This window comes from Geodermatophilus siccatus (assembly GCF_900103785.1).
GTDB classification, from domain to species: Bacteria; Actinomycetota; Actinomycetes; order Mycobacteriales; family Geodermatophilaceae; genus Geodermatophilus; species Geodermatophilus siccatus.
Genome location: NZ_FNHE01000001.1, coordinates 298,192 through 316,671, shown reverse-complemented (window position 1 = coordinate 316,671; position 18,480 = coordinate 298,192). Strand labels below are relative to the sequence as shown.

The 18,480-nt window shown below is 73.8% G+C and carries 16 protein-coding genes and 2 tRNA genes; 13 read left to right on the top strand and 5 right to left on the bottom strand.

Features of this window, described 5'->3' with window-relative positions; all coding sequences use genetic code 11:
• Positions 1-90: 90 nt before the first annotated feature.
• Entirely contained in the window at positions 91-243 is a 153-nt protein-coding gene (locus tag BLS21_RS24895; RefSeq protein ID WP_012950213.1) for a DUF5679 domain-containing protein, read from the bottom strand.
• A gap of 385 nt (positions 244-628) precedes the next feature.
• Here BLS21_RS24895 and BLS21_RS01485 point away from each other — a divergent pair, with 385 nt between their 5' ends.
• Positions 629-1,288 carry a M48 metallopeptidase family protein gene (locus BLS21_RS01485; protein WP_245699918.1) on the top strand — a complete coding sequence of 220 codons (660 nt, stop codon included), beginning with the start codon at positions 629-631 and terminating at the stop codon, positions 1,286-1,288.
• Between the two features lie 233 nt (positions 1,289-1,521).
• On the opposite strand, the gene BLS21_RS01480 is transcribed toward BLS21_RS01485, so the two are convergent.
• Complete coding sequence (locus BLS21_RS01480; protein ID WP_091212848.1) at positions 1,522-2,889, bottom strand: zinc-dependent metalloprotease; 1,368 nt, start codon at positions 2,887-2,889, stop codon at positions 1,522-1,524.
• A gap of 115 nt (positions 2,890-3,004) precedes the next feature.
• Between BLS21_RS01480 and BLS21_RS01475 the strand changes: the two genes are divergently transcribed.
• The 3 genes from BLS21_RS01475 to BLS21_RS01465 all read left to right on the top strand — a co-directional run bounded on the left by BLS21_RS01475 (position 3,005) and on the right by BLS21_RS01465 (position 7,354).
• Positions 3,005-4,027, top strand: coding sequence for a YlbL family protein (locus BLS21_RS01475; RefSeq protein WP_245699917.1), 1,023 nt, complete (start codon positions 3,005-3,007; stop codon positions 4,025-4,027).
• Positions 4,028-4,232: 205 nt separating this feature from the next.
• Positions 4,233-7,184 (top strand): UPF0182 family membrane protein, encoded by a 2,952-nt coding sequence (locus BLS21_RS01470; protein WP_245699915.1) that lies wholly within the window; start codon positions 4,233-4,235, stop codon positions 7,182-7,184.
• A 93-nt stretch (positions 7,185-7,277) separates the two neighbouring features.
• Positions 7,278-7,354, top strand: a tRNA-Met gene (locus BLS21_RS01465).
• A 263-nt stretch (positions 7,355-7,617) separates the two neighbouring features.
• On the opposite strand, the gene BLS21_RS01460 is transcribed toward BLS21_RS01465, so the two are convergent.
• From BLS21_RS01460 to BLS21_RS25465, 3 genes are read right to left on the bottom strand one after another with little or no spacing between them, the layout of a single operon-like run.
• A complete protein-coding gene (locus BLS21_RS01460; RefSeq protein ID WP_175479356.1) occupies positions 7,618-8,964 on the bottom strand; it encodes an MFS transporter in 1,347 nt (448 codons plus the stop codon).
• Positions 8,965-8,976: 12 nt separating this feature from the next.
• The gene (locus BLS21_RS01455) at positions 8,977-9,792 is read right to left on the bottom strand and encodes a PEP/pyruvate-binding domain-containing protein (RefSeq protein WP_175479355.1); all 816 of its coding nucleotides are present in this window, start codon (positions 9,790-9,792) and stop codon (positions 8,977-8,979) included.
• Positions 9,789-11,522: a PEP-utilizing enzyme gene (locus BLS21_RS25465; protein ID WP_139176984.1), complete on the bottom strand. Its 1,734-nt coding sequence runs from the start codon at positions 11,520-11,522 to the stop codon at positions 9,789-9,791. The genes BLS21_RS01455 and BLS21_RS25465 overlap by 4 nt, the downstream gene beginning before the upstream one ends.
• 420 nt (positions 11,523-11,942) lie before the next feature.
• Between BLS21_RS25465 and BLS21_RS26370 the strand changes: the two genes are divergently transcribed.
• From BLS21_RS26370 to BLS21_RS01410, 9 genes are all read left to right on the top strand, one after another.
• On the top strand, positions 11,943-12,032 hold the full coding sequence (locus BLS21_RS26370; RefSeq protein ID WP_425431574.1) for a putative leader peptide: 90 nt from the start codon (positions 11,943-11,945) through the stop codon (positions 12,030-12,032).
• Between the two features lie 44 nt (positions 12,033-12,076).
• Positions 12,077-12,976 (top strand): TauD/TfdA dioxygenase family protein, encoded by a 900-nt coding sequence (locus BLS21_RS01445; protein ID WP_245699914.1) that lies wholly within the window; start codon positions 12,077-12,079, stop codon positions 12,974-12,976.
• Positions 12,977-13,110: 134 nt separating this feature from the next.
• Positions 13,111-14,073, top strand: coding sequence for a glycine betaine ABC transporter substrate-binding protein (locus tag BLS21_RS01440; RefSeq protein ID WP_091212833.1), 963 nt, complete (start codon positions 13,111-13,113; stop codon positions 14,071-14,073).
• 11 nt (positions 14,074-14,084) lie between these two features.
• Positions 14,085-15,278 carry a quaternary amine ABC transporter ATP-binding protein gene (locus BLS21_RS01435; protein ID WP_245699912.1) on the top strand — a complete coding sequence of 398 codons (1,194 nt, stop codon included), beginning with the start codon at positions 14,085-14,087 and terminating at the stop codon, positions 15,276-15,278.
• 2 nt (positions 15,279-15,280) lie between these two features.
• On the top strand, positions 15,281-16,204 hold the full coding sequence (locus BLS21_RS01430) for an ABC transporter permease (RefSeq protein ID WP_091212830.1): 924 nt from the start codon (positions 15,281-15,283) through the stop codon (positions 16,202-16,204).
• A 111-nt stretch (positions 16,205-16,315) separates the two neighbouring features.
• Positions 16,316-16,723, top strand: a complete 408-nt coding sequence (locus BLS21_RS01425) for an ANTAR domain-containing protein (protein WP_091212827.1) — start codon at positions 16,316-16,318, stop codon at positions 16,721-16,723.
• Between the two features lie 34 nt (positions 16,724-16,757).
• A tRNA-Met gene (locus BLS21_RS01420) sits at positions 16,758-16,834 on the top strand.
• A gap of 130 nt (positions 16,835-16,964) precedes the next feature.
• The gene (locus tag BLS21_RS01415) at positions 16,965-18,254 is read left to right on the top strand and encodes a cytochrome P450 (RefSeq protein ID WP_091212826.1); all 1,290 of its coding nucleotides are present in this window, start codon (positions 16,965-16,967) and stop codon (positions 18,252-18,254) included.
• Complete coding sequence (locus tag BLS21_RS01410; protein WP_091212823.1) at positions 18,254-18,445, top strand: ferredoxin; 192 nt, start codon at positions 18,254-18,256, stop codon at positions 18,443-18,445. Before BLS21_RS01415 ends, BLS21_RS01410 begins: the two co-directional genes overlap by 1 nt.
• Positions 18,446-18,480 lie beyond the last annotated feature (35 nt).

Sequence of the window (18,480 nt, the reverse complement as noted above, 5' to 3'; positions counted from 1 at the left end):
GGCCCCCTGCCGGGCCCACCCCGAGCCGGGTCGGCCCCGTCCAGAGGCTCGCCGCGAGCGTGCGAGCGGTCACGAGGACGGGGTCCTCTTTCAGGCCTTGCCGAGGATCCGGTTCATCTTGGTGCCGCAGACGGGGCAGGTGCCCTGCGCCATGCGACGGCCGGACTCGCTGACCTTGACCTCGCCGTCGAAGTCGCGCTTCTCCTTGCACTTCACGCAGTAGCCGTTGTAGCTCTCCGCCACGGTGCCTCCTCGTCTCCGGTCCGCTCGGCGTCCCCGCGCGGGGTGCCGTCCTGCCGAACGCTACCGGGGCGCACCGCGGTTCCCCGTAGGGCGGCCGCCTCGACCCGGCCCACTTCCCACAGCCTGTGGACAGGCCTGTGGAACACGTGGGGACCGGGTGGCGTGTCGCTGTGCGCGGCCGGGGGACAGCTCTCCGGGCCCCATCCGGGGGAAGTGGGGAAAGGGCCTTCCCACCTGCGGTGACGCCCGTGGCGCCCCTGTGGACGACGGCCCGTGGGGCCCGTCCCCGGACCGGGCGGGCCCGTGTCCACCGTCCGTGCGACATGCGCCCGCGAGGGTGTGGCCGCCGGAGCGCACCCGCACCGTGGGAACTACGGTTCCCCCCGTGCCCGGAACGCCTCCCGACACCCAGCGTGGCCCCGTCCCCGACCCCGCGGCGCGGGAGGACGTGCGGGGCACCCGCGCCGTCCCCGAAGACGGGTCGGTGCGGGCGGCGCGCGCCGCGGGGCCCGAGGGGGCCGTCGAGGTCCGGCGCAGCAGCCGGCGGCGGCGGACGGTGACCGCCTACCGGGAGTCCGGGCGCACGGTCGTGCTGATCCCGGCGGCGTTCAGCCGGGCCGAGGAGCAGCGCTGGGTGGCGCAGATGGTCGCCAAGCTGCAGACCCGCGAGGAGCGGCGGCGCCGGTCCCTCGGTGGGGACGACGAGTTGATGGCCCGCGCGCGGGCGCTGTCGGCGGCCCACCTCGACGGGGTGCCGCAGCCGGCCAGCGTGCGCTGGGTGGACAACCAGAACCGCCGCTGGGGGTCGTGCACGCCCGCCGACGGCACCATCCGGCTCTCCAGCCGGCTGCGTGCGATGCCCGAGTACGTCGTCGACTACGTGCTCGTGCACGAGCTGGCGCACCTGGTGGAGCCGAGCCACGACGCGCGCTTCTGGTCCCTGGTGGCGCGCTACCCGCGCGCCGAGCGGGCGCGCGGGTTCCTCGAGGGCGTCGAGGTGGGCGCCGCGCACGGCCCGCCGCTCGCCGGGGACGAGCTGGTCTGAGTACCGAGCTGGTCTGAGTACATCGTCGGCCTACCGGCCGACACCGCGGCCACGGGCCGTCTCGGCCGGCGCCGAGCCCTCGCGTCGCACCCGGCGGGGACCCTCCGGGCCCGCCACCGGGCACGACCCTCGCGGGGCGGCTCCTGTCGCCACCGTGGCCAGGTGCCGTCGCCGGCTACCGATGAGCCGCTGCCCGTGTCCCGATCCGGGACCCTGCGTGCCCGCCCTCGGACTCAGGACCCCGTGTTGTCGCCGTCGTCCTCCGTCTCCGGCTTCCCGGCGTCGTCGGCGGTGAGGGTGCGCAGCTCGTCGTCGGCGCCCTGACGGGCGACGAAGTCCAACGGCTCGTCGAGGTCCTCCGACGTCGGCAGCAGGTCGGGGTGCGACCACAGGCGGTCGCGCTCGGCGCTGCCGTGCTGCTGCACCATCGCGCCCCACACGGTGGCCGCGTCGCGCAGCCGCCGCGGCCGCAGCTCGAGGCCCACGAGGGTGGCGAAGGTCTGCTCGGCCGGGCCGCCGGAGGCCCGGCGGCGGCGCATCGTCTCGGCCAGTGCGCCGTGTCCGGGCAGCCGGTCGCCGGCGGCCTGGGCCACCACGCTGTCGACCCAGCCCTCGACCAGGGCCAGCAGCGTCTCCAGCCGGCGCAGCGCGGCCTGCTGCTCGGGGGTCTCCTCGGGCTCGAGCAGCCCGCTGCCCAGCAACGCCTGGATGCCCTCGGGGTTGGTGGGGTCGATCCCGCCCATCGAGCCCATCGCCTCGTTGATGCCGCGCTCGATCGCCTCGCGGTCGACGTGGATGCCCCGCGCGTAGGCGTGGACGGCGTCGTGCAGCTGCTGGCGCAGCCACGGCACGTGCACAAACAGCCGCTGTGAGGCGGCCTCGCGCAGCGCGAGGAACAGCCGCACCTCGTCGGCCGGGCGGTCGAGGCCGGCGGCGAACTCGGACACGTTCTGCGGCAGCAGGACACCGGCGCCGGCCGGGGCCAGCGGGATGCCGATCTCACTGCTGGTGAGCACCTCACCGGAGAGCCGGCCGAGGGCCTGGCCGACCTGGGCGCCGAACATCAGGCCGCCCATCCGGCCCATGATCCCGGCCAGCGGGCCGGCCATCGCGGCCGCCTCGGCGGGGAGGGCGCTGGTCATGGCGCCGACGACGCGCTCGGCGAGCGGGTCGATGAGGCTGCTCCAGGCGGGCAGCGTCTGCTCCACCCACTCCACCCGGGACCAGGCGAGCGGCCGGTCGACGCCGGAGGGCAGCTCGGTGACCTGGTCCAGCCACAGGTCGGCCAAGCGCAGGGCGTCGGCGACGGCGGCGCGCTCGGCGTCCGACGTCGGCTGCGACCCGGCGGCCAGCGAGCTGATCGCGCCCTGCCGCGCCAGGTCCCAGTTCACCGGCCCGCCGGACCAGGTCATCAGCTTCTGCAGCTCGGCGAACAGCGGCATCTTGGCGAGCAGCTCCTCCGGCGTCCCCCCGCCGCCGGCGCCGGCGCCGCCGAACAGAGCACCGAACCCGAAGGGGTCGTTGCCGGCGCCGGGCCCGGGCTGGTCGCGACGCTCGGGGTCGCGGTCGGGGAGGCCGAAGCCGAACGGGAGATCGCTCATGCCACCACGGTAGCCGCGCAGTCCCTCAGCGGACGCCCCGTCCGCCGGGAGCGCAACGGTGCAGGTCCCGCCGCAGCGACGGCTCCGCCCAGGGGGCCACATAAGCTCGCCGGTCGTGACCCGTCGGATGGCCGTCCTCAGCGTCGGCGTGGTGCTGCTGGTGGTGTTCGGCGTGCTCGGCGCAGCGGTACCGGTGCCCTACGTCGCGCAGGTCCCCGGGCCCACGTTCGACACGCTGGGCGAGGTCGAGGGCGAGCCGATCATCAGCGTCGAGGGCCGCGACCGGAACGAGGCCGAGGGAGAGCTGGTCCTCACCACCGTCGGTGTCAGCCGGGCCGGGCTCAGCCTGGTGGAGGCGGTGCAGGGCTGGTTCGACAGCGAGGTCAGCGTCGTCCCCGAGGAGACCGTCTACCCGCCGGGGCGCAGCGAGCAGGAGACCCGCGACGCCAACCGGCAGGCCTTCCTCACCTCGGAGGAGGCGGCCGAGGCCGCAGCGCTGGCCCAGCTCGGCTACCCCGTGAAGGTGGCCGTGCGCGGGTTGTCCGACGACTCGCCGGCCGAGGGGCGGCTCCAGGAGGGGGACGCGATCGAGAGCGTCGGCGGCCGGCCGACGCCCGACCTCGCGACGCTGGACGCCGTCCTGCGGTCCATCCCCGGCGGCACGACGGTGCCGGTCGCGTACACGCGCCTGGGGCAGCCGGGGACGGCGACGGTCACCACGCGGGCCGCGGACGACAGGGAGGGCTCGCTGCTGGGCGTCCTGGTCCGCGAGCAGCCCACGGCACCCTTCGACGTCGACATCGCCGTCGAGGACGTCGGTGGCCCCTCGGCCGGGCTGATGCTGACCCTCGGCATCCTCGACCTGGTCGGTGACACCGACCTGACCGGCGGGGCGACGGTGGCCGGCACCGGGACGATCGACGCCAACGGGCGGGTCGGCCCGATCGGCGGCATCCAGCTGAAGATGATCGCCGCCGAGGAGATCGGCGCGGAGCTGTTCCTCGTCCCGGCCGACAACTGCGCCGACGCCCTCGCCGCCCCGCAGCCGGGCCTCACCCTCGCCCGGGTGTCCGACCTCGACCAGGCCATGACCGCGCTCGAGGACTTCCGCGCCGGGCGGACCCCGCAGACCTGCTGACGCCGCCCCGGCGACACAACCGTCCCCGGGTGGGGGAAGCTGTCGGCCGGAGCGGGCGTCCGGGGAACCCGGCACGGCCCCGAGCGTTGGTCTGATCGACCGGATCGGTGCCCGGGGGCCCGAGCCGGAGCCGGCCCGACCGACCGTGGCCGACACCGTCCGTGGCGCTCCGTCACGACCGCAACTGAAGGAGACCCTCGTGGCCATGCGGCCCCCCGTGTCCGTGCCGACCCTGTCGCGGCGCGCGAAGGTGGTCATCGGGGCCATCGCCGTCCTGCTGGTGCTCTTCACGGCCATCGGGACGCTCACCAACGTCTACGTCGACTACCTCTGGTTCGACGAGACCGGGTTCACCGAGGTCTTCTGGACCGAGCTGCAGACCCGCGCGCTGCTCTTCGCCGTGGCCGGGGTGGCCACCGGCGGCCTCACCGCGCTGGCGATCTACCTGGCCTACCGGTTCCGCCCCACGTTCCGGCCGATGTCGCTGGAGCAGCAGAACCTCGAGCGCTACCGGCAGTCGATCGAGCCGCGCCGCATCCTGGTGCTCACCTCGGTCGCCGTCGTGCTGGGCCTGTTCGCCGGGTTCACCGCGCAGGGCAGCTGGGAGACCTGGCTGCAGTTCCGCAACAGCACCGACTTCGGCCGGACCGACCCCCAGTTCGGCCTGGACGTCTCGTTCTTCGTCTTCGACTACCCCTTCTACCGGCTGCTGCTGAGCTTCGGCTTCGCGATCGTGATCCTCGCGCTGATCGGCTCGCTGCTCACCCACTACGTGTTCGGCGGCCTGCGGCTGCAGACCCCGGGGCAGAAGCTGACCGGCGCGGCCATGGTGCAGCTGTCGGTGCTGCTCGGGCTGTTCGTCGCGCTCAAGGCGGTCGCCTACTGGCTGGACCGCTACGCGCTGGTCTACTCCGACCGCGGCGGCCTGTTCACCGGCGCCAGCTACACCGACGTCAACGCGCTGCTGCCGGCCAAGACGATCCTGGTCTTCGCCGCCGCCGTCTGCGCGATCGCGTTCTTCGCCAACATCGTCGTCCGGAACTTCCGGCTGCCGGCCGCGGCGCTGGTGCTGCTGCTCATCTCCAGCCTGGTGATCGGCGTGGCCTACCCGGCCATCGTGCAGCAGTTCATCGTCCGGCCCAGCGCCGACCAGCGCGAGGCCGACTACATCGCCCGCGCGATCGAGTCGACCCGCGAGGCCTACGACCTGACGGACGTGGAGTACGTCCAGTACGCCCAGCAGGAGACCGGCGAGCAGGTCGACCCGGCCGCCGCCCTGGCCGAGCTGCGCAACGACACCGAGACGATCCCCAACGCCCGGCTGCTGGACCCCAACGTCCTGTCGGACACGTTCACGGCGCGCCAGCAGATCCGCAACGTCTACGGCTTCCCCGAGAAGCTCGACATCGACCGCTACACGGTCGACGGCGAGACGCAGGACTACGTGGTGGCGGTCCGCGAGCTCAACAGCCAGGGGCTCAGCGAGAACCAGGACACCTGGATCAACCGGCACACCGTCTACACCCACGGCAACGGGTTCGTGGCCGCGCCGGCCAACGAGGTCGTCGCCGGCCAGGAGGGCGGCGAGCCCCGCTTCACCACCCGGGACCTGCCGACCCGCGGCAACATCGAGGTCAGCGACGACGGCGCGCGGATCTACTACGGCGAGCTGATGCGGGACTACTCGGTCGTCGGCGCCCCCGAGGGGTCCGAGCCGCGGGAGTTCGACCTGCCCGAGGGCAGCGACGGCGAGGGCCAGATCAACAACACCTACGACGGCCGGGGCGGCGTCGAGATCGGCAGCTTCTTCCGGCAGCTGACCTTCGCGATCTTCTACCGGGAGCGGAACTTCCTGCTCTCCAGCGCCGTCAACGACGCCTCCAAGGTCCTCTACGTCCGCGACCCGCTGGACCGGGTGGAGAAGGCCGCGCCCTTCCTCACGGTGGACGGCGACCCGTACCCCGCGGTCATCGACGGCCGGGTGACGTGGATCCTCGACGGCTACACCACCTCGGGCTCCTACCCGTACTCCGAGCAGATGGAGCTGGGCGAGGCGGCCGCTGACGCGCTGACCGGCACCGGGACGACGGCGCTGCCGAACGAGACCTTCAACTACATCCGCAACTCGGTGAAGGCCACCGTCGACGCCTACGACGGCACGGTCACGCTCTACGAGTGGGACACCGGGGACCCGGTCCTGCAGACCTACATGAAGGCCTTCCCCGGCCTGGTCGAGCCGCGTGAGGACATGTCCGCGGACCTGGTCAGCCACGTGCGCTACCCGGAGGACCTCTTCAAGGTGCAGCGGGACATCCTGACCCGCTACCACGTCAGCGACCCGGGCGACTTCTACAGCGGCAACGACCGCTGGGCGGTCCCGGCCGACCCGACGCAGGACACCCAGGAGCCGCAGCCGCCGTACTACATCCTGGCCCAGCGGCCGGGCGACCCGGAGGCGAGCTTCCAGCTGACCAGCGCGCTCAACGCCTTCCGCCGGGAGAACCTGTCGTCGTTCGTGTCGGCCTCCAGCGCGCCGGACACCTACGGGCAGATCCAGGTGCTGACCCTGCCGGGCAACACGCCGTTCCGAGGCCCCCAGCAGGTGCAGCAGTCGTTCATCACCAACAACCAGGTGCGGCCGGACCTCACGCTGTTCAACAGCGCGGAGTCGCGGGCGGTGTTCGGCAACCTGCTCACCCTGCCCATCGGTGACAACGGCCTGCTCTACGTCGAGCCGCTGTACGTCGAGGGCACGGGGGAGAACTCCTTCCCGCTGCTGCAGAAGGTGCTGGTCAACTACGGCGACCGGGTCGGGTACGCCAACACCCTGGCCGAGGCGCTGGACCAGGTGTTCGGCGCCGGGGCGGGCGAGGCCGCCGTCGACAACGAGGACGCCCCCGCGCCCACCGACCAGCCCGATGCGCCGGCGACGCCGACCCTGCCCCCGCCGGCCGACGGCGGGACGGGGACCCCGAGCACGCCGGAGATGCAGCAGGCGGTCGAGGCGATCAACAACGCCCTGGCGGCGCTGCAGACCGCGCAGCGCAACGGCGACTTCGCCGGGCAGGGGCAGGCCCTCGAGGACCTGCAGGAGGCCGTCACGGCGTACCAGACCGCGCAGGCGCAGGCCGCCCAGGCGACGACGCCGGGCGGGTGAGCGTGCGGCCGGCGTGGGCACCACCCTGTGGTGGGGCCCACGCCGGCCCCCGCTGCACGCCGGGGGAGCGCGGGGGTATGGTGGTCTCACCGACGCGGGGTGGAGCAGCTCGGTAGCTCGCTGGGCTCATAACCCAGAGGTCGCAGGTTCGAATCCTGCCCCCGCTACCAACCGACAGTGGCCCTCACAGTGACTGTGAGGGCCACTGTCGTTCACGCAAGGATCTGTCGTGTGAGCGGGCTGCAGCAGCAGTGGCGCAACCGGCGGTCGTGGGGCGCTGTCCCCGGTGCCACGTCCCCGCGTCCAGTTCGCAGGCGCCCTCGGTCACTGGAGCAGAGGCGCCGGAACCCACACGGAGGGGCACGTCGCCGCGCGGGGGTGGGCGCGGATCCCCGTGCACACCGGTGTCGACTCGATCGCCTCTGCGCATCGCCTACGCCGTCGGCCTGACGGGGAGGGCGGCCGACGCCGCGATCGCCAGCGCCCCGGCGACGGCGGCCAGCGTGAAGACCCCGGTGCCCGCCTCACCAGAGATCAACAGGGTGAGCAGGCTCGCGCCGGTGATGCTGCCGAGGTAGCGGCAGGTCGACCAGACTCCGGAGGCCAGGCCGGCCCGCTCCGGCGGCAGCGCCTCCAGTCCCGCGGCCTGGACGGCGGCGGTGGCCAGGCCCTGGCCCACCCCGCAGGCTCCCAGCAGCAGGGCGGCGGCGAGCCGGTCCCGGCCCGGTTCCACCGCCAGCAGCAGGACGGCCGGAACGGTCATGAGCACCGCTCCGAGCACCGCCGGCCGGCGCCGTCCCCAGCGGTCGCTGAGCCGGCCACCCAGCAGGGCGGCGACGCTGGCTCCGCTGAGGAGCGGGAGCAACAGCCCCACCGCGCCGGCCGTGCCGACGAGCAGCGGCACGGCGAGGACCACCGTGTACAGGGCCGCGTTGCCCGTCGCAACCGCGGCACCGGCCGCCACCACACCGCGGATCCGGAACACGCGTACGTCCAGGACGGGCAGCGGTTGACGCAGCTCGTGCCGGACGAACCACACCGCGAGCCCGGCGAGTCCGGCGCCCGCCGCCGCGACAACTGCCACGGGTAGCTGCGGGGATGCGCTGAGGAGGGCGGCGCTCCCGCCGAGCAGCAGGAGGAGGAGGCCGGCACCGGAGAGGTCGAAGCGAGCCGGTGCCGCGGCGCGAGCATCCGCCGAGAAGCCCCATAGCGCGGCGGCCAGGGCCAGCACGGCCACCGGCGCGCCCACGAGAAAGGCTCCCCGCCAGCCGATCATGTGGACGGCGCCCCCGCCGAGGGCCGGACCTGCCGCGGCCGCCGCCGTGGCCGACGCTCCCACCAGGCCGAAGGCCCGTCCGCGCCGGTCGTCCGGCACCGCCGTCCGGACTGTCGCCGCCGCGTTCACCAGCGCGAGCGCGCCGCACGCGGCCTGCACGCAGCGCAGCGTGCCCAGGACCGGCAGGTTCGGGGCCGCGGCCGCCAGCACCGAGGCCACGCCGAACCCGGCCGCTCCGAGGAGGACGCTGCGCCGCCGACCCCACCGGTCGCCCAGGGCGCCGGCGATCGGTTGGCAAGCCGCGGTGACGACGAGGTAGGCGGTCACCAGGGCCACGGCGCCGCCCGCCTCGGCAGCGAAGGCCGTCTGGATGGACGGCAGGGCGACGGCCACCGATGTCGAGCCCAGGGGCACCAGGGTGGTCACCAGGCACGCCGCACCGACGACCGCCCGGCCGGTGCCGCTGCCCGCGAGCGCCGCAGGTCCGCTGCCCTGGGGTGCCACGGGCCGCACGGCTCAGCAGAGCACCGTGATGGGGCGGCGCTGGAGGAGGCTGACCGATCCGCCCGCGCACGCCCACTCCACGTCGGAGGGACCCTCGAACACGCGGTCGCAGTCCCGGGCCAGGTCGGCGAGCGCGCGGAGCTCCTCGGGTCCGAGGCAGGGCTGCCGCGACCGCTCCTGACCGACGTCGACCGTCGCCGTGCCGCCGCCGGGCCGGGGTACGACCGCCCGGTCCTTGTGGCCGATCACCTGCTCGATCACCCGGCCGCAGCGGTCCAGCCGGTACCGGTCGGGGATCACCAGGCCCTCCACCACCGCCTCGCCGAGTGCCCAACTGGCCTCCACGACGAGTTCGTCGGCTCCGGTGACCGGGTCCATCGAGAACAGGACCCCGGCAGCCACGGCCGGCACCAGTCGCTGCAGCACCACCCCGCAGCGCGGCACCGACGCGTCCCCGCGGGCCCGGCGGTAGGCCACGGCCGACGGGGAGCAAGCCGACGCGGCGACCCGCACCACTGCGTCCACGACGGCGTCGGGGTCCTCCAGGTTGAGGACCGTCAGGTGCTGCCCGGCGAAGCTCGAACTCGCGCCGTCCTCACCGATCGCCGACGACCGGACCGCCAGCGGTCCGGGCTGCTGCTCAGCGACTGCGCGGACGGCATCCCGGGCAGGGCGCTCACCGGACAACTCGGCGACGAGCTCCGCCGGCAGTGCGATCCCCGGCGGCACCGGCAGCCCGTTGCGCAGCGCCGTCCCCAGTGCCACCGCCTTGCCACCGTAGGCGGTCTCGTCCTCCACCGCCGCCAGCGGCAGCGGCCGGCGGGTCACAGCAGCGTCACCGTGCCGCTGGCCCCGTCGACGCGTATGCGCGCTCCGTCGGGGACGACCCTGGTGGCGTCCTGGCAGCCGACGACCGCGGGGATGCCGAACTCCCGCGCCACGATGGCGGCGTGCGACAGCAGTCCGCCCCGATCGGTCACGATCGCGCCCAAGCGCGGCAGCACCAGGTTGAACGCCGGCCCGGTGCTCGGAGCGACCAGCACGTCCCCCACCTGGATGCGGGACAGCTCCTCCGGGCCGGCGATCACCCGGGCGACGCCCTCGTGCCTGCCCGTGCTCACCCCGAGCCCGTGGACCGTCCGGGCACCGGACGCGCGGGCGGCGTCCTGGAGCACGGCAGAGACCACGAACCCGATCGCCTCGTGGATGCGCGCGGCGGCGGGTGGCAGCCACGCCGCCGGGACAGGCGGACCCGGCGGCGGGCCGAAGCCCGGGGGCATGTCGCGGTAGTCCGCGGTGCGCCGCCAACGCACTCGTTCGGCGACCTCTCCTCGAGAGGGACCATGCCCCGCCAGCAGCAGCGAGCGGACCTCGTCGGCGTCGAGGTCCACCGCGTCCGTGGCGTCGTCCAGCGCGCCGCGGTCCTGCAGCCGGCGACCGACCTCCAGCAGCGCGGACCGGGCGGCGCTCCCCATCAGCCGGTCACCATGCACGGCGCGCTCGTCGCGCAGCCGGTAGACCATCAGGGCCTCGGTCAGGAGGTCGTCGAACTCCGCCCGGTGGTCCGGGGGGACGGCGTTGCGCACCTGCGCTGCGGCCTCCTTCGCCGATGCGTGGTCGCGTCGACCGTCGCGCTGGAGGGCGCCGCGGATCCGCCCCACGACCAGGCCGGGAGCTTCCAGGGAGCCCGGCTCGCCGACGGCGTCCTCCCCGTCGACCGGGAGAGCTGACAGCACGGAGAGATACGCGGCGGCTCGGTCGCCGACCGGTCCTGGCAGCCTCACGAGGCGGTCGAGCAGGTCGCCCGGCTCCACCGTGTCATCCCCGACCAGCGCTGCGGCGTCCTCGTCGTCCGCGAGAGCGGTGACCAGCTCGGCGAGCTCCTCGGGCGCCCCCTCGGTGACCGGGCTCGCGCCGGCGAGGCACGCGAGCACTTCGCTGGGAGGGACCCCCGCCCACCGCAGGGCATGGACGACGAGGTCACCGACGGGGAGCATCGCCGGCGCGTTGTGGCGATGGTGCTGCAGGTGTCCCTCGGACAGGGCCGCGGCACACCGGTCGACGTGGTCGCACAGCTCCCGGTCGTCGAGCGCCGGCAGGGCGACCGTCGTGAGGGCCTTGTGCAGGGCGTGCAGCGCCGGCTTGACCGAGTCGTCCCAGAGCTGCAGGTCCCGCCGCCACCGGCGCTCTGCGAGAACAGCCTCGGCCGTGGCCAGCCGTTCGCGCAGCTCGGGGACCTCCTGCAGCAGCTGCCGGAAGACCGGCTCGGGCGGCGGTCCGACGGCGTCCGGAGGCGCGCCGACCGCGCGTAGGCGGCTGTACATGAAGCCCCCGACGATGGCGACGTCCATCCCCTCGAGCAGGCTGCCGTAGCGGGCGAGGGTGTCGGCGAACCCGGCCATCACCGCGTCCGGCATCACCGAGGCGGTGAACCGGGACAGCGGCCGGGGGACGTGGCTGGCGTCGAGGAACCACGAGCCGGGCCCTGGGGCGGTCCAATCCGGCCGGCCGGTGCTCTGCTGCGCGGTGTCCTGGGGTCGGGTGCGGACCTCGTCCATGTCGTCTCCCGGGTACAGGTGGGAGGCGAACATAGTGAGGCGCCCGGCAGGGGCACAGAGCCCGAGTGCCCGAGTGCCCGAGTGCCCGAGTGCCCATCCCGCCGGGCGCCGCGGGAGGTCAGCCCCGATGGGAGGAGCGGCCAGCGAGGCCGGGCCGTGGCCGAACGGGCCGCGTCCGCCTGTCCGAAGCGCCTGCCAAGATCCTGGACGGGCCGCCGCCTCAGCTGCCGAGCTGCCGTCGGACGCCGGACCGCCGCGGCCACCGCCTCCTGCCCGTCGTCGGGCGTCCCGCGGTGAGGACCCGGCGCGAGGGCCCACCTGCTGGCGGCCGATCCCTCGACCGTCGCATCTGCACGCAGGTCGAGGGGGACACGGACCCCCTCCGACACGGGAACGGGGACGGCCGCTACGGTAATCCCCATGCAGTTGGTCGGGATTGTGCGGTTAGCGCTCGTCGAGCGCCGGCACGTCGACCTGCTGCGGTGCGCGAGCGCGCTCTGTCCGGCCTGATGCCGTCCGAGCCAACCGTTCCCCTCGCCACCGGAGCCCCCCACATGACCCTGCTCGCTGCCCCCACGACCGCGCCCGCCTCCACCGCCGCCGAGCGCCGGCTCCTCGAGATCGAGCGCCTCGAGCCGTCCATCGGCGCCCGGGTCCACGGCGTCGACCTCAGCCGCGCCACCGACGACCAGGTCCGCGCCATCCGGACCGCCCTCGCCGAGTACAAGGTGCTGTTCTTCGCCGGCCAGCACGCCCTGCACCCCGACAGCCAGATCGCGCTGGGCCGCCGCCTGGGCGAGGTCACCGAGTCGCACCCGGTGGTCCCCGGTGTCGACGAGCAGCACCCCGAGATCTACGCGCTCGACAGCGCCACGGGCGGCTTCGCCGACGTCTGGCACACCGACGTCACCTTCGTCCGCCGTCCGCCACTGGGATCGGTCCTGCGGGCCGTCGTCCTGCCGCCCACGGGCGGGGACACCCAGTGGGCGGACCTGGAGCTGGCCTACCAGTCGCTCAGCGAGCCGGTCCGGCGCCTGGCCGACCAACTGGTCGCGGTGCACGACGGCACGCGCGAGTTCGGGTACTACCTCGCCCAGCGCGAGGAGCGGACCACGTGGGAGGGCGAGGAGTTCCGCGCCCTCGTCCCGATCGAGCACCCGGTGGTGCGGGTGCACCCGGAGACCGGCCGCAAGGGGTTGTTCGTCAACCCCGGCTTCGTGTCGCACATCAAGGACGTCTCCGACGCCGAGAGCCGGTACCTGCTCGACCTGTTCTACGCGCACATCACCAAGCCAGAGCACATCGTCCGGCACCGCTGGTCGGTCGGCGACGTCGTCATGTGGGACAACCGCTCGACGGTGCACTACGCCAACCGCGACTACGGCGACCAGCGGCGCGTCATGCACCGCATCACGCTCCGGGGGGACCGGCCGATCGGCCCGACTGGCGCCTGACCGGGCACCTGCACGACGCTCGTCCCAGAGAACTGACCGCACGGCGAGGCGCAGGCCCCTCGAGGGCCTGCGCCTCGTCGCACGACCACCACGCCGGCGAGCCCGCGCCCGGCGCCACAACGAGAGAAGACCCCATGCTGCACACCACGATCCGTCCCCGCGCATCCGCGGTGGCGCTGGCCGCTCTCCTCGCCGCGACCGCCGCCGGGTGCAGCGCCGAGGAGGGCGCCGACAGTGCGGTCGGCGGTGGGGACGGCATCACCGTCCAGACCGCCCAGTTCAGCTGGACGGCCGCCGGCCTGACCAACTCCATCCTCAGCGAGATCGCCGCCGACCGTCCCGAGCTGGGCGTGGCGACGCTGCAGACGACGCAGCTGGACCCGGCTGCCGCGTGGGCGGGCGCGCAGCGCGGTGACATCGACCTGCTGACGGAGGTCGCGCTGCCCAACCAGCAGGAGCTCGCCGACAGCGCCCGCGACCGGGTCGAGATCGTGTCGGAGACCTACGGCGACGCCGCGCAGGGCTGGTTCGTGCCCGCCTACGCCGTCGCGCCCGGCGGCCCGCTCGAGGGCCTGACCAGCGTGACCCAGCTCAACGACTACGCCGGGCCGCTGGGCAACAAGTTCTACGACGCCGACCCCGGCTACATCACCACCGAGCAGAACGCCAAGCGGCTACAGGGCTACGGGATCTCGCTGGAGCACGTCGTCTCCAGCGAGGCGGCAGAGCTGGCGCAGCTGGAGAACAGCTACAGCCGCGAGGAGCCGATCGTGCTGTACCTGTACCACCCGCACGCCGTCTTCGCGCAGTACGACATGGTCCAGCTGGAGGAGCCCACGCCCTACACCGAGGGCTGCCTGGCGCCCGAGGGCGACGGCGCCTGCGCGATGCCGTCGTACAGCGCGAACATCGCCGCCAGCACCGAGCTGCAGGACCAGGCGCCCGGCTTCGCCGACCTGCTCGTCGACCTGCGCATCTCCGTCGAGGAGATGGAGCAGATGCAGAAGCAGGTCGACGTCGACGGCGAGGACGTCACGGAGGTCGCGCGGCAGTGGGTCGACGACCACGCCGACCAGATCGACGAGTGGGTGGGCTGACCGTGCCGCCGGTGTTGCGGGCGACCGGGCTGACGAAGGTCTTCGGCGCGCGCGAGCAGGAGGCGCTGCGGCTGGCCGGTGAGGGCGTCGGTCGCGACGAGGTCCAGCGGCGGACGGGGAGCACGCTCGCCGTCCACGACGTGGGCTTCACCGTCGAGCGCGGGGAGCTGTTCGTCATCATGGGCCTGTCCGGGTCGGGGAAGTCGACGCTGGTCCGGCTGCTCAACCGGCTCATCGAGCCCAGCGCGGGCACCATCGAGGTCGACGGCCAGGACCTGCGGGCGCTCAGCGACGCCGACCTGCGCACGCTGCGCAACGAGAAGGTCAGCATGGTGTTCCAGCACTTCGCGCTGCTGCCGCACCGCACCGTGCGGGAGAACGCGGCCTACGCGCTCAAGATCCGGGGGATCGGCGCGGCCGAGCAGCGCGAGCGTGCCGACTGGGCGCTGCGCACGGTGGGGCTGCTGGAGCGGGCCGACGCGCGGCCCGACCAGCTCTCCGGGGGGATGCAGCAGCGCGTGGGCCTGGCCCGCGCGCTCGCCGCCGACTCCGAGGTGCTGCTCATGGACGAGCCGTTCTCGGCCCTCGACCCGCTCATCCGGCGCGACATGCAGGACCTGCTGGTGCGGCTGCAGACCGAGCTGCACAAGACGATCGTCTTCATCACGCACGACCTCAACGAGGCCATGCGGCTGGGGGACCGCATCCTGATGCTCAAGGACGGGCGCACGGTGCAGCTGGGCACCGGACCGGAGATCATCTCCGCGCCGGCCGACGACTACGTCGCCGACTTCACCTCCGACGTGGACCGCACCCGCGTGCTCACCGCCGGTGACCTGCTGCGCGAGCCGCGGCTGACCGCCCGGCTCGGGCAGCCGGCGGGGGAGGTGCTGCGTGCCCTCGGTGCCGCCGAGGCCAACGGCGTCTACGTGCTCGGCGAGGACGGGCGGATCGCCGGGGTGGCTCGCGACGACCTGCTGGCCCGCGCGCTGCAGGAGGGCCGGACGGCACTCGGCCCGCAGGAGCTGGTCGCCGACTTCGCCACGACCGCACCCGATCGCCCGCTGGTCGAGTTCGTCCACCTGGTCGGCCGCTCCGCGGTGCCGCTGGGGGTCGTGGACGACGACGGCCGGCTGCTGGGCGTGGTGCCCCGTGCGGCAGTGCTCGACGCGCTGGCCGCCGTCCCCGCGCGACGGGGGGCCTGATCGTGCCGGACATCCCGCTCGGTCGGTGGGTCGCGGACCTCATCGACTGGCTGCTGGCCACGGTGCCGTGGCTGTTCGACGCCATCTCCGCGGTCATGCAGGTCCTCGTCGACGGCCTGACCGGCGTGCTGGCGACAGCGCCGCCAGTGGTGTGGATCGTCGTCTTCACGCTGATCGCCCTCGTGGTCCGCGGGTGGGGGCTGGCGCTCTACACGGTGCTGGCGTTCCTGCTCGTGGTCTCGCTGGAGCTGTGGGTCGAGACGATGCAGACCCTCGCGCTGGTCCTGGTGGCGGCGGTGATCGCCACGGCGATCGGGGTGCCGATCGGCATCCTGGCGGCCCGGAACCGGGCGGTCAGCGTCGTCGTCCGGCCGGTGCTGGACTCCATGCAGACGACGCCGGTGTTCGTCTACCTCATCCCGGCCGTGTTCTTCTTCGGCGTGGGCGTCGTGCCCGGCGTCGTGGCGACGATCCTGTTCGCCATCCCGCCCGGCGTGCGGCTGACCGAGCTCGGCATCCGGCAGGTCGACCGGGAGGTCGTGGAGGCGGCACACGCCTTCGGTGCCCGGCCCGGCCAGATCCTGCGGGAGGTCCAGCTGCCGCTCGCGCTGCCGTCGATCATGGCCGGCATCAACCAGGTGATCATGCTGGCGCTGTCGATGGTGGTCACGGCCGGACTGCTCGGCGCCGCGGGTCTCGGCGCGGTCGTGGTCCGGGCGGTGACCCAGCTCGACGTCGCCTCCGGGTTCGAGGGCGGTCTCGCCGTCGTCCTGCTCGCGATCTTCCTCGACCGGCTGACGGCGGCGTTCGGTCAGACCACGGCCCTGTCGCGGCTGGTGCGGGGCCGGGCACGCCGGACCCTGCCCGGGAGGACGGCGTCGGACGCCGGGGAGCCGGCCCGGGCCGGAGCGCCGGAACCCGTCTGACGCCCCGCGGTCGGCGGCGGCGGACCGGGGGGTGGCCATACTGGAGTCACTACAGCCGGGGTCCAGCCCAGTGCCCCTGCTGCCCGCGCCCCAGGGAGCCGACGACCCCCGATGACCCACAGCACCGAGACCGGCGAGCCGTCGTCCGTGGACCTGCCAGCGCTGCGGACCTGGAACCAGGAGGCACGGGTCCGCGCCGCGGAGCTGCGGGTCCAGATCGAGACGAGGCGGCAGCAGCACCGGGAACTCACCGACCGCGGTGGACGGTCGGCCGCTGCGGCGAGCGCCACCGAGCTCGCCGAGCTGCGCGCCCGGGCGGAGACGGCCGAGCGCCGGGCCGACAACCTCGAACGGGCGTTGGCGAGCAACCGCCGCATCGGGATGGCCGTCGGCATCCTGCTCGAGCGGCTGCACGTCCCCGAGGAGCAGGCCTTCGAGCTGCTCCGGCAGGAGAGCATGCGGCGGAACATCCGGCTGGCGCAGGTGGCCGAGACGGTCGTCTACACCGGCACGCTCTGAGGTCCCGGCGGGACGTGTATGGTGGAGTCACCGACGCGGGGTGGAGCAGCTCGGTAGCTCGCTGGGCTCATAACCCAGAGGTCACAGGTTCGAATCCTGTCCCCGCTACCACGTGCGGAGGGCCCGGTCACCACGGTGACCGGGCCCTCCGTCGTCGTGCTGCCGGCCGCCCCGAGGGTGTTGTGCGTCACCGGCCGGCTCCCTAACGTCGCGGTCACCGACGCTCCCAGGGAGGGCACCCGTGACCGTTGAGGCCGTTCCGTCCGGGCCCGTCGACCTCGACGCGGTCGACCTCTCCGACCGGGACTGGTGGATCGGGCCGCCGTCGGTGCGGTACGCGACCTTCGCGGCCCTGCGCAGGGAGCGACCCTTCGCGTTCTTCGCCGAGCCCGAGATGCCGGGGATCCCGGTCGGGCCCGGTTACTGGGCCGTCACCCGCTACGCCGACCTGGAGGCGATCAGCTCGCAGCCGGAGGTCTTCTGCTCGGGCCGCGGCGCGGTGTCCATCCCCGACGTCCCGGCCGACCTCAACGAGTTCTACGGCTCGCTGATCAGCATGGACGACCCCCGGCACGCCAAGATCCGGCGCATCGTCTCCAAGGCGTTCACCCCGCGCATGCTCGAGCAGCTGGTGGACGGCGTCCGTGCGGTCGTCGACGACGTGCTGACCCGTGCCCGGCGGACGGCGGAGGCGCAGGGCGGGTCGATCGACGTCGTCACCGACGTCGCCGCACCGATCCCGCTGCGGGTCATCTGCGACATGATGGGCGTCCCGGAGGAGGACCGCGCCATGGTGCTCGCGCGGTCCAACGTCATCCTCTCCGGCGGGGACCCCGAGCTCATCGAGGACGAGAACGACCCGGTCACCGCCTTCCTGCTGGCCGGCATGGAGCTCGCCGGTCTCATGGAGCGGCTGGCCGCCGAGCGGCTGGAGCGCCCGCGGTCGGACCTCACCACCGCGCTGGTCACCACCGAGGTCGACGGCGAGCGGCTGTCGAACCAGGAGATCGCGTCGTTCTTCATCCTGCTGCTGGTCGCCGGCAACGAGACGACCCGCAACGCCATCTCCCAGGGTGTGCTGGCGCTGCACGAGCACCCCGACCAGCGGGCGCGGTGGGCGGCCGACCCGCGGCTGGACCGCACCGCCGTCGAGGAGGTGGTGCGCTGGACCAGCCCGGTCACCTGGATGCGGCGCACCGCCACCCGGGACGGCGAGGTCAACGGTCACCGCTTCCGAGAGGGCGACAAGTTCCTGCTCCTCTACGCCGCCGCCAACCGCGACCCGGCCGTGTTCCGGGACCCGGAGGTCCTCGACCTGGCCCGTGACCCCAACCCGCACGTCGGGTTCGGGTCGAAGGGGCCGCACTTCTGCCTCGGCGCGCACCTGGCCCGCCGGGAGCTGGCGGTGACCTTCCGGGCGCTGCTCGACCAGTTGCCCGACCTCGAGGTCACCGGCGAGCCGGACCGGCTTCGGTCGTCGTTCGTCAACGGCGTCAAGCGGCTGCCGGCCCGGCTGGGTCGAGGGCGCTGATGCGCGTCGAGGCCGACCTCGACGTCTGCGTCGGTTCGGGCACCTGCGAGCTCCTGGCGCCGGACGTCTTCGAGGTCGGGGAGGACGGCGTCGTCCGGGTGCTGCGGCCGCAGCCGGGGCAGGCCGACGAGGACGCCGTCCGGGACGCCGTCGCCCAGTGCCCGACCGGGGCGCTGGGGCTCGCCGACTGATGGCAGGACCCCCTGCCCACCGCTCGCGCGCTCGC

Coding starts and splice junctions, on each gene's coding strand:
- BLS21_RS26370 (WP_425431574.1), top strand. CDS start 11,943: ATGCAGTTGGTCGGGATTGTGCGGTTAGCGCTCGTCGAGCGCCGGCAC.
- BLS21_RS01425 (WP_091212827.1), top strand. CDS start 16,316: ATGACCCACAGCACCGAGACCGGCGAGCCGTCGTCCGTGGACCTGCCA.
- BLS21_RS01470 (WP_245699915.1), top strand. CDS start 4,233: ATGCGGCCCCCCGTGTCCGTGCCGACCCTGTCGCGGCGCGCGAAGGTG.
- BLS21_RS01480 (WP_091212848.1), bottom strand. CDS start 2,889: ATGAGCGATCTCCCGTTCGGCTTCGGCCTCCCCGACCGCGACCCCGAG.
- BLS21_RS01440 (WP_091212833.1), top strand. CDS start 13,111: ATGCTGCACACCACGATCCGTCCCCGCGCATCCGCGGTGGCGCTGGCC.
- BLS21_RS25465 (WP_139176984.1), bottom strand. CDS start 11,522: ATGGACGAGGTCCGCACCCGACCCCAGGACACCGCGCAGCAGAGCACC.
- BLS21_RS01410 (WP_091212823.1), top strand. CDS start 18,254: ATGCGCGTCGAGGCCGACCTCGACGTCTGCGTCGGTTCGGGCACCTGC.
- BLS21_RS01445 (WP_245699914.1), top strand. CDS start 12,077: ATGACCCTGCTCGCTGCCCCCACGACCGCGCCCGCCTCCACCGCCGCC.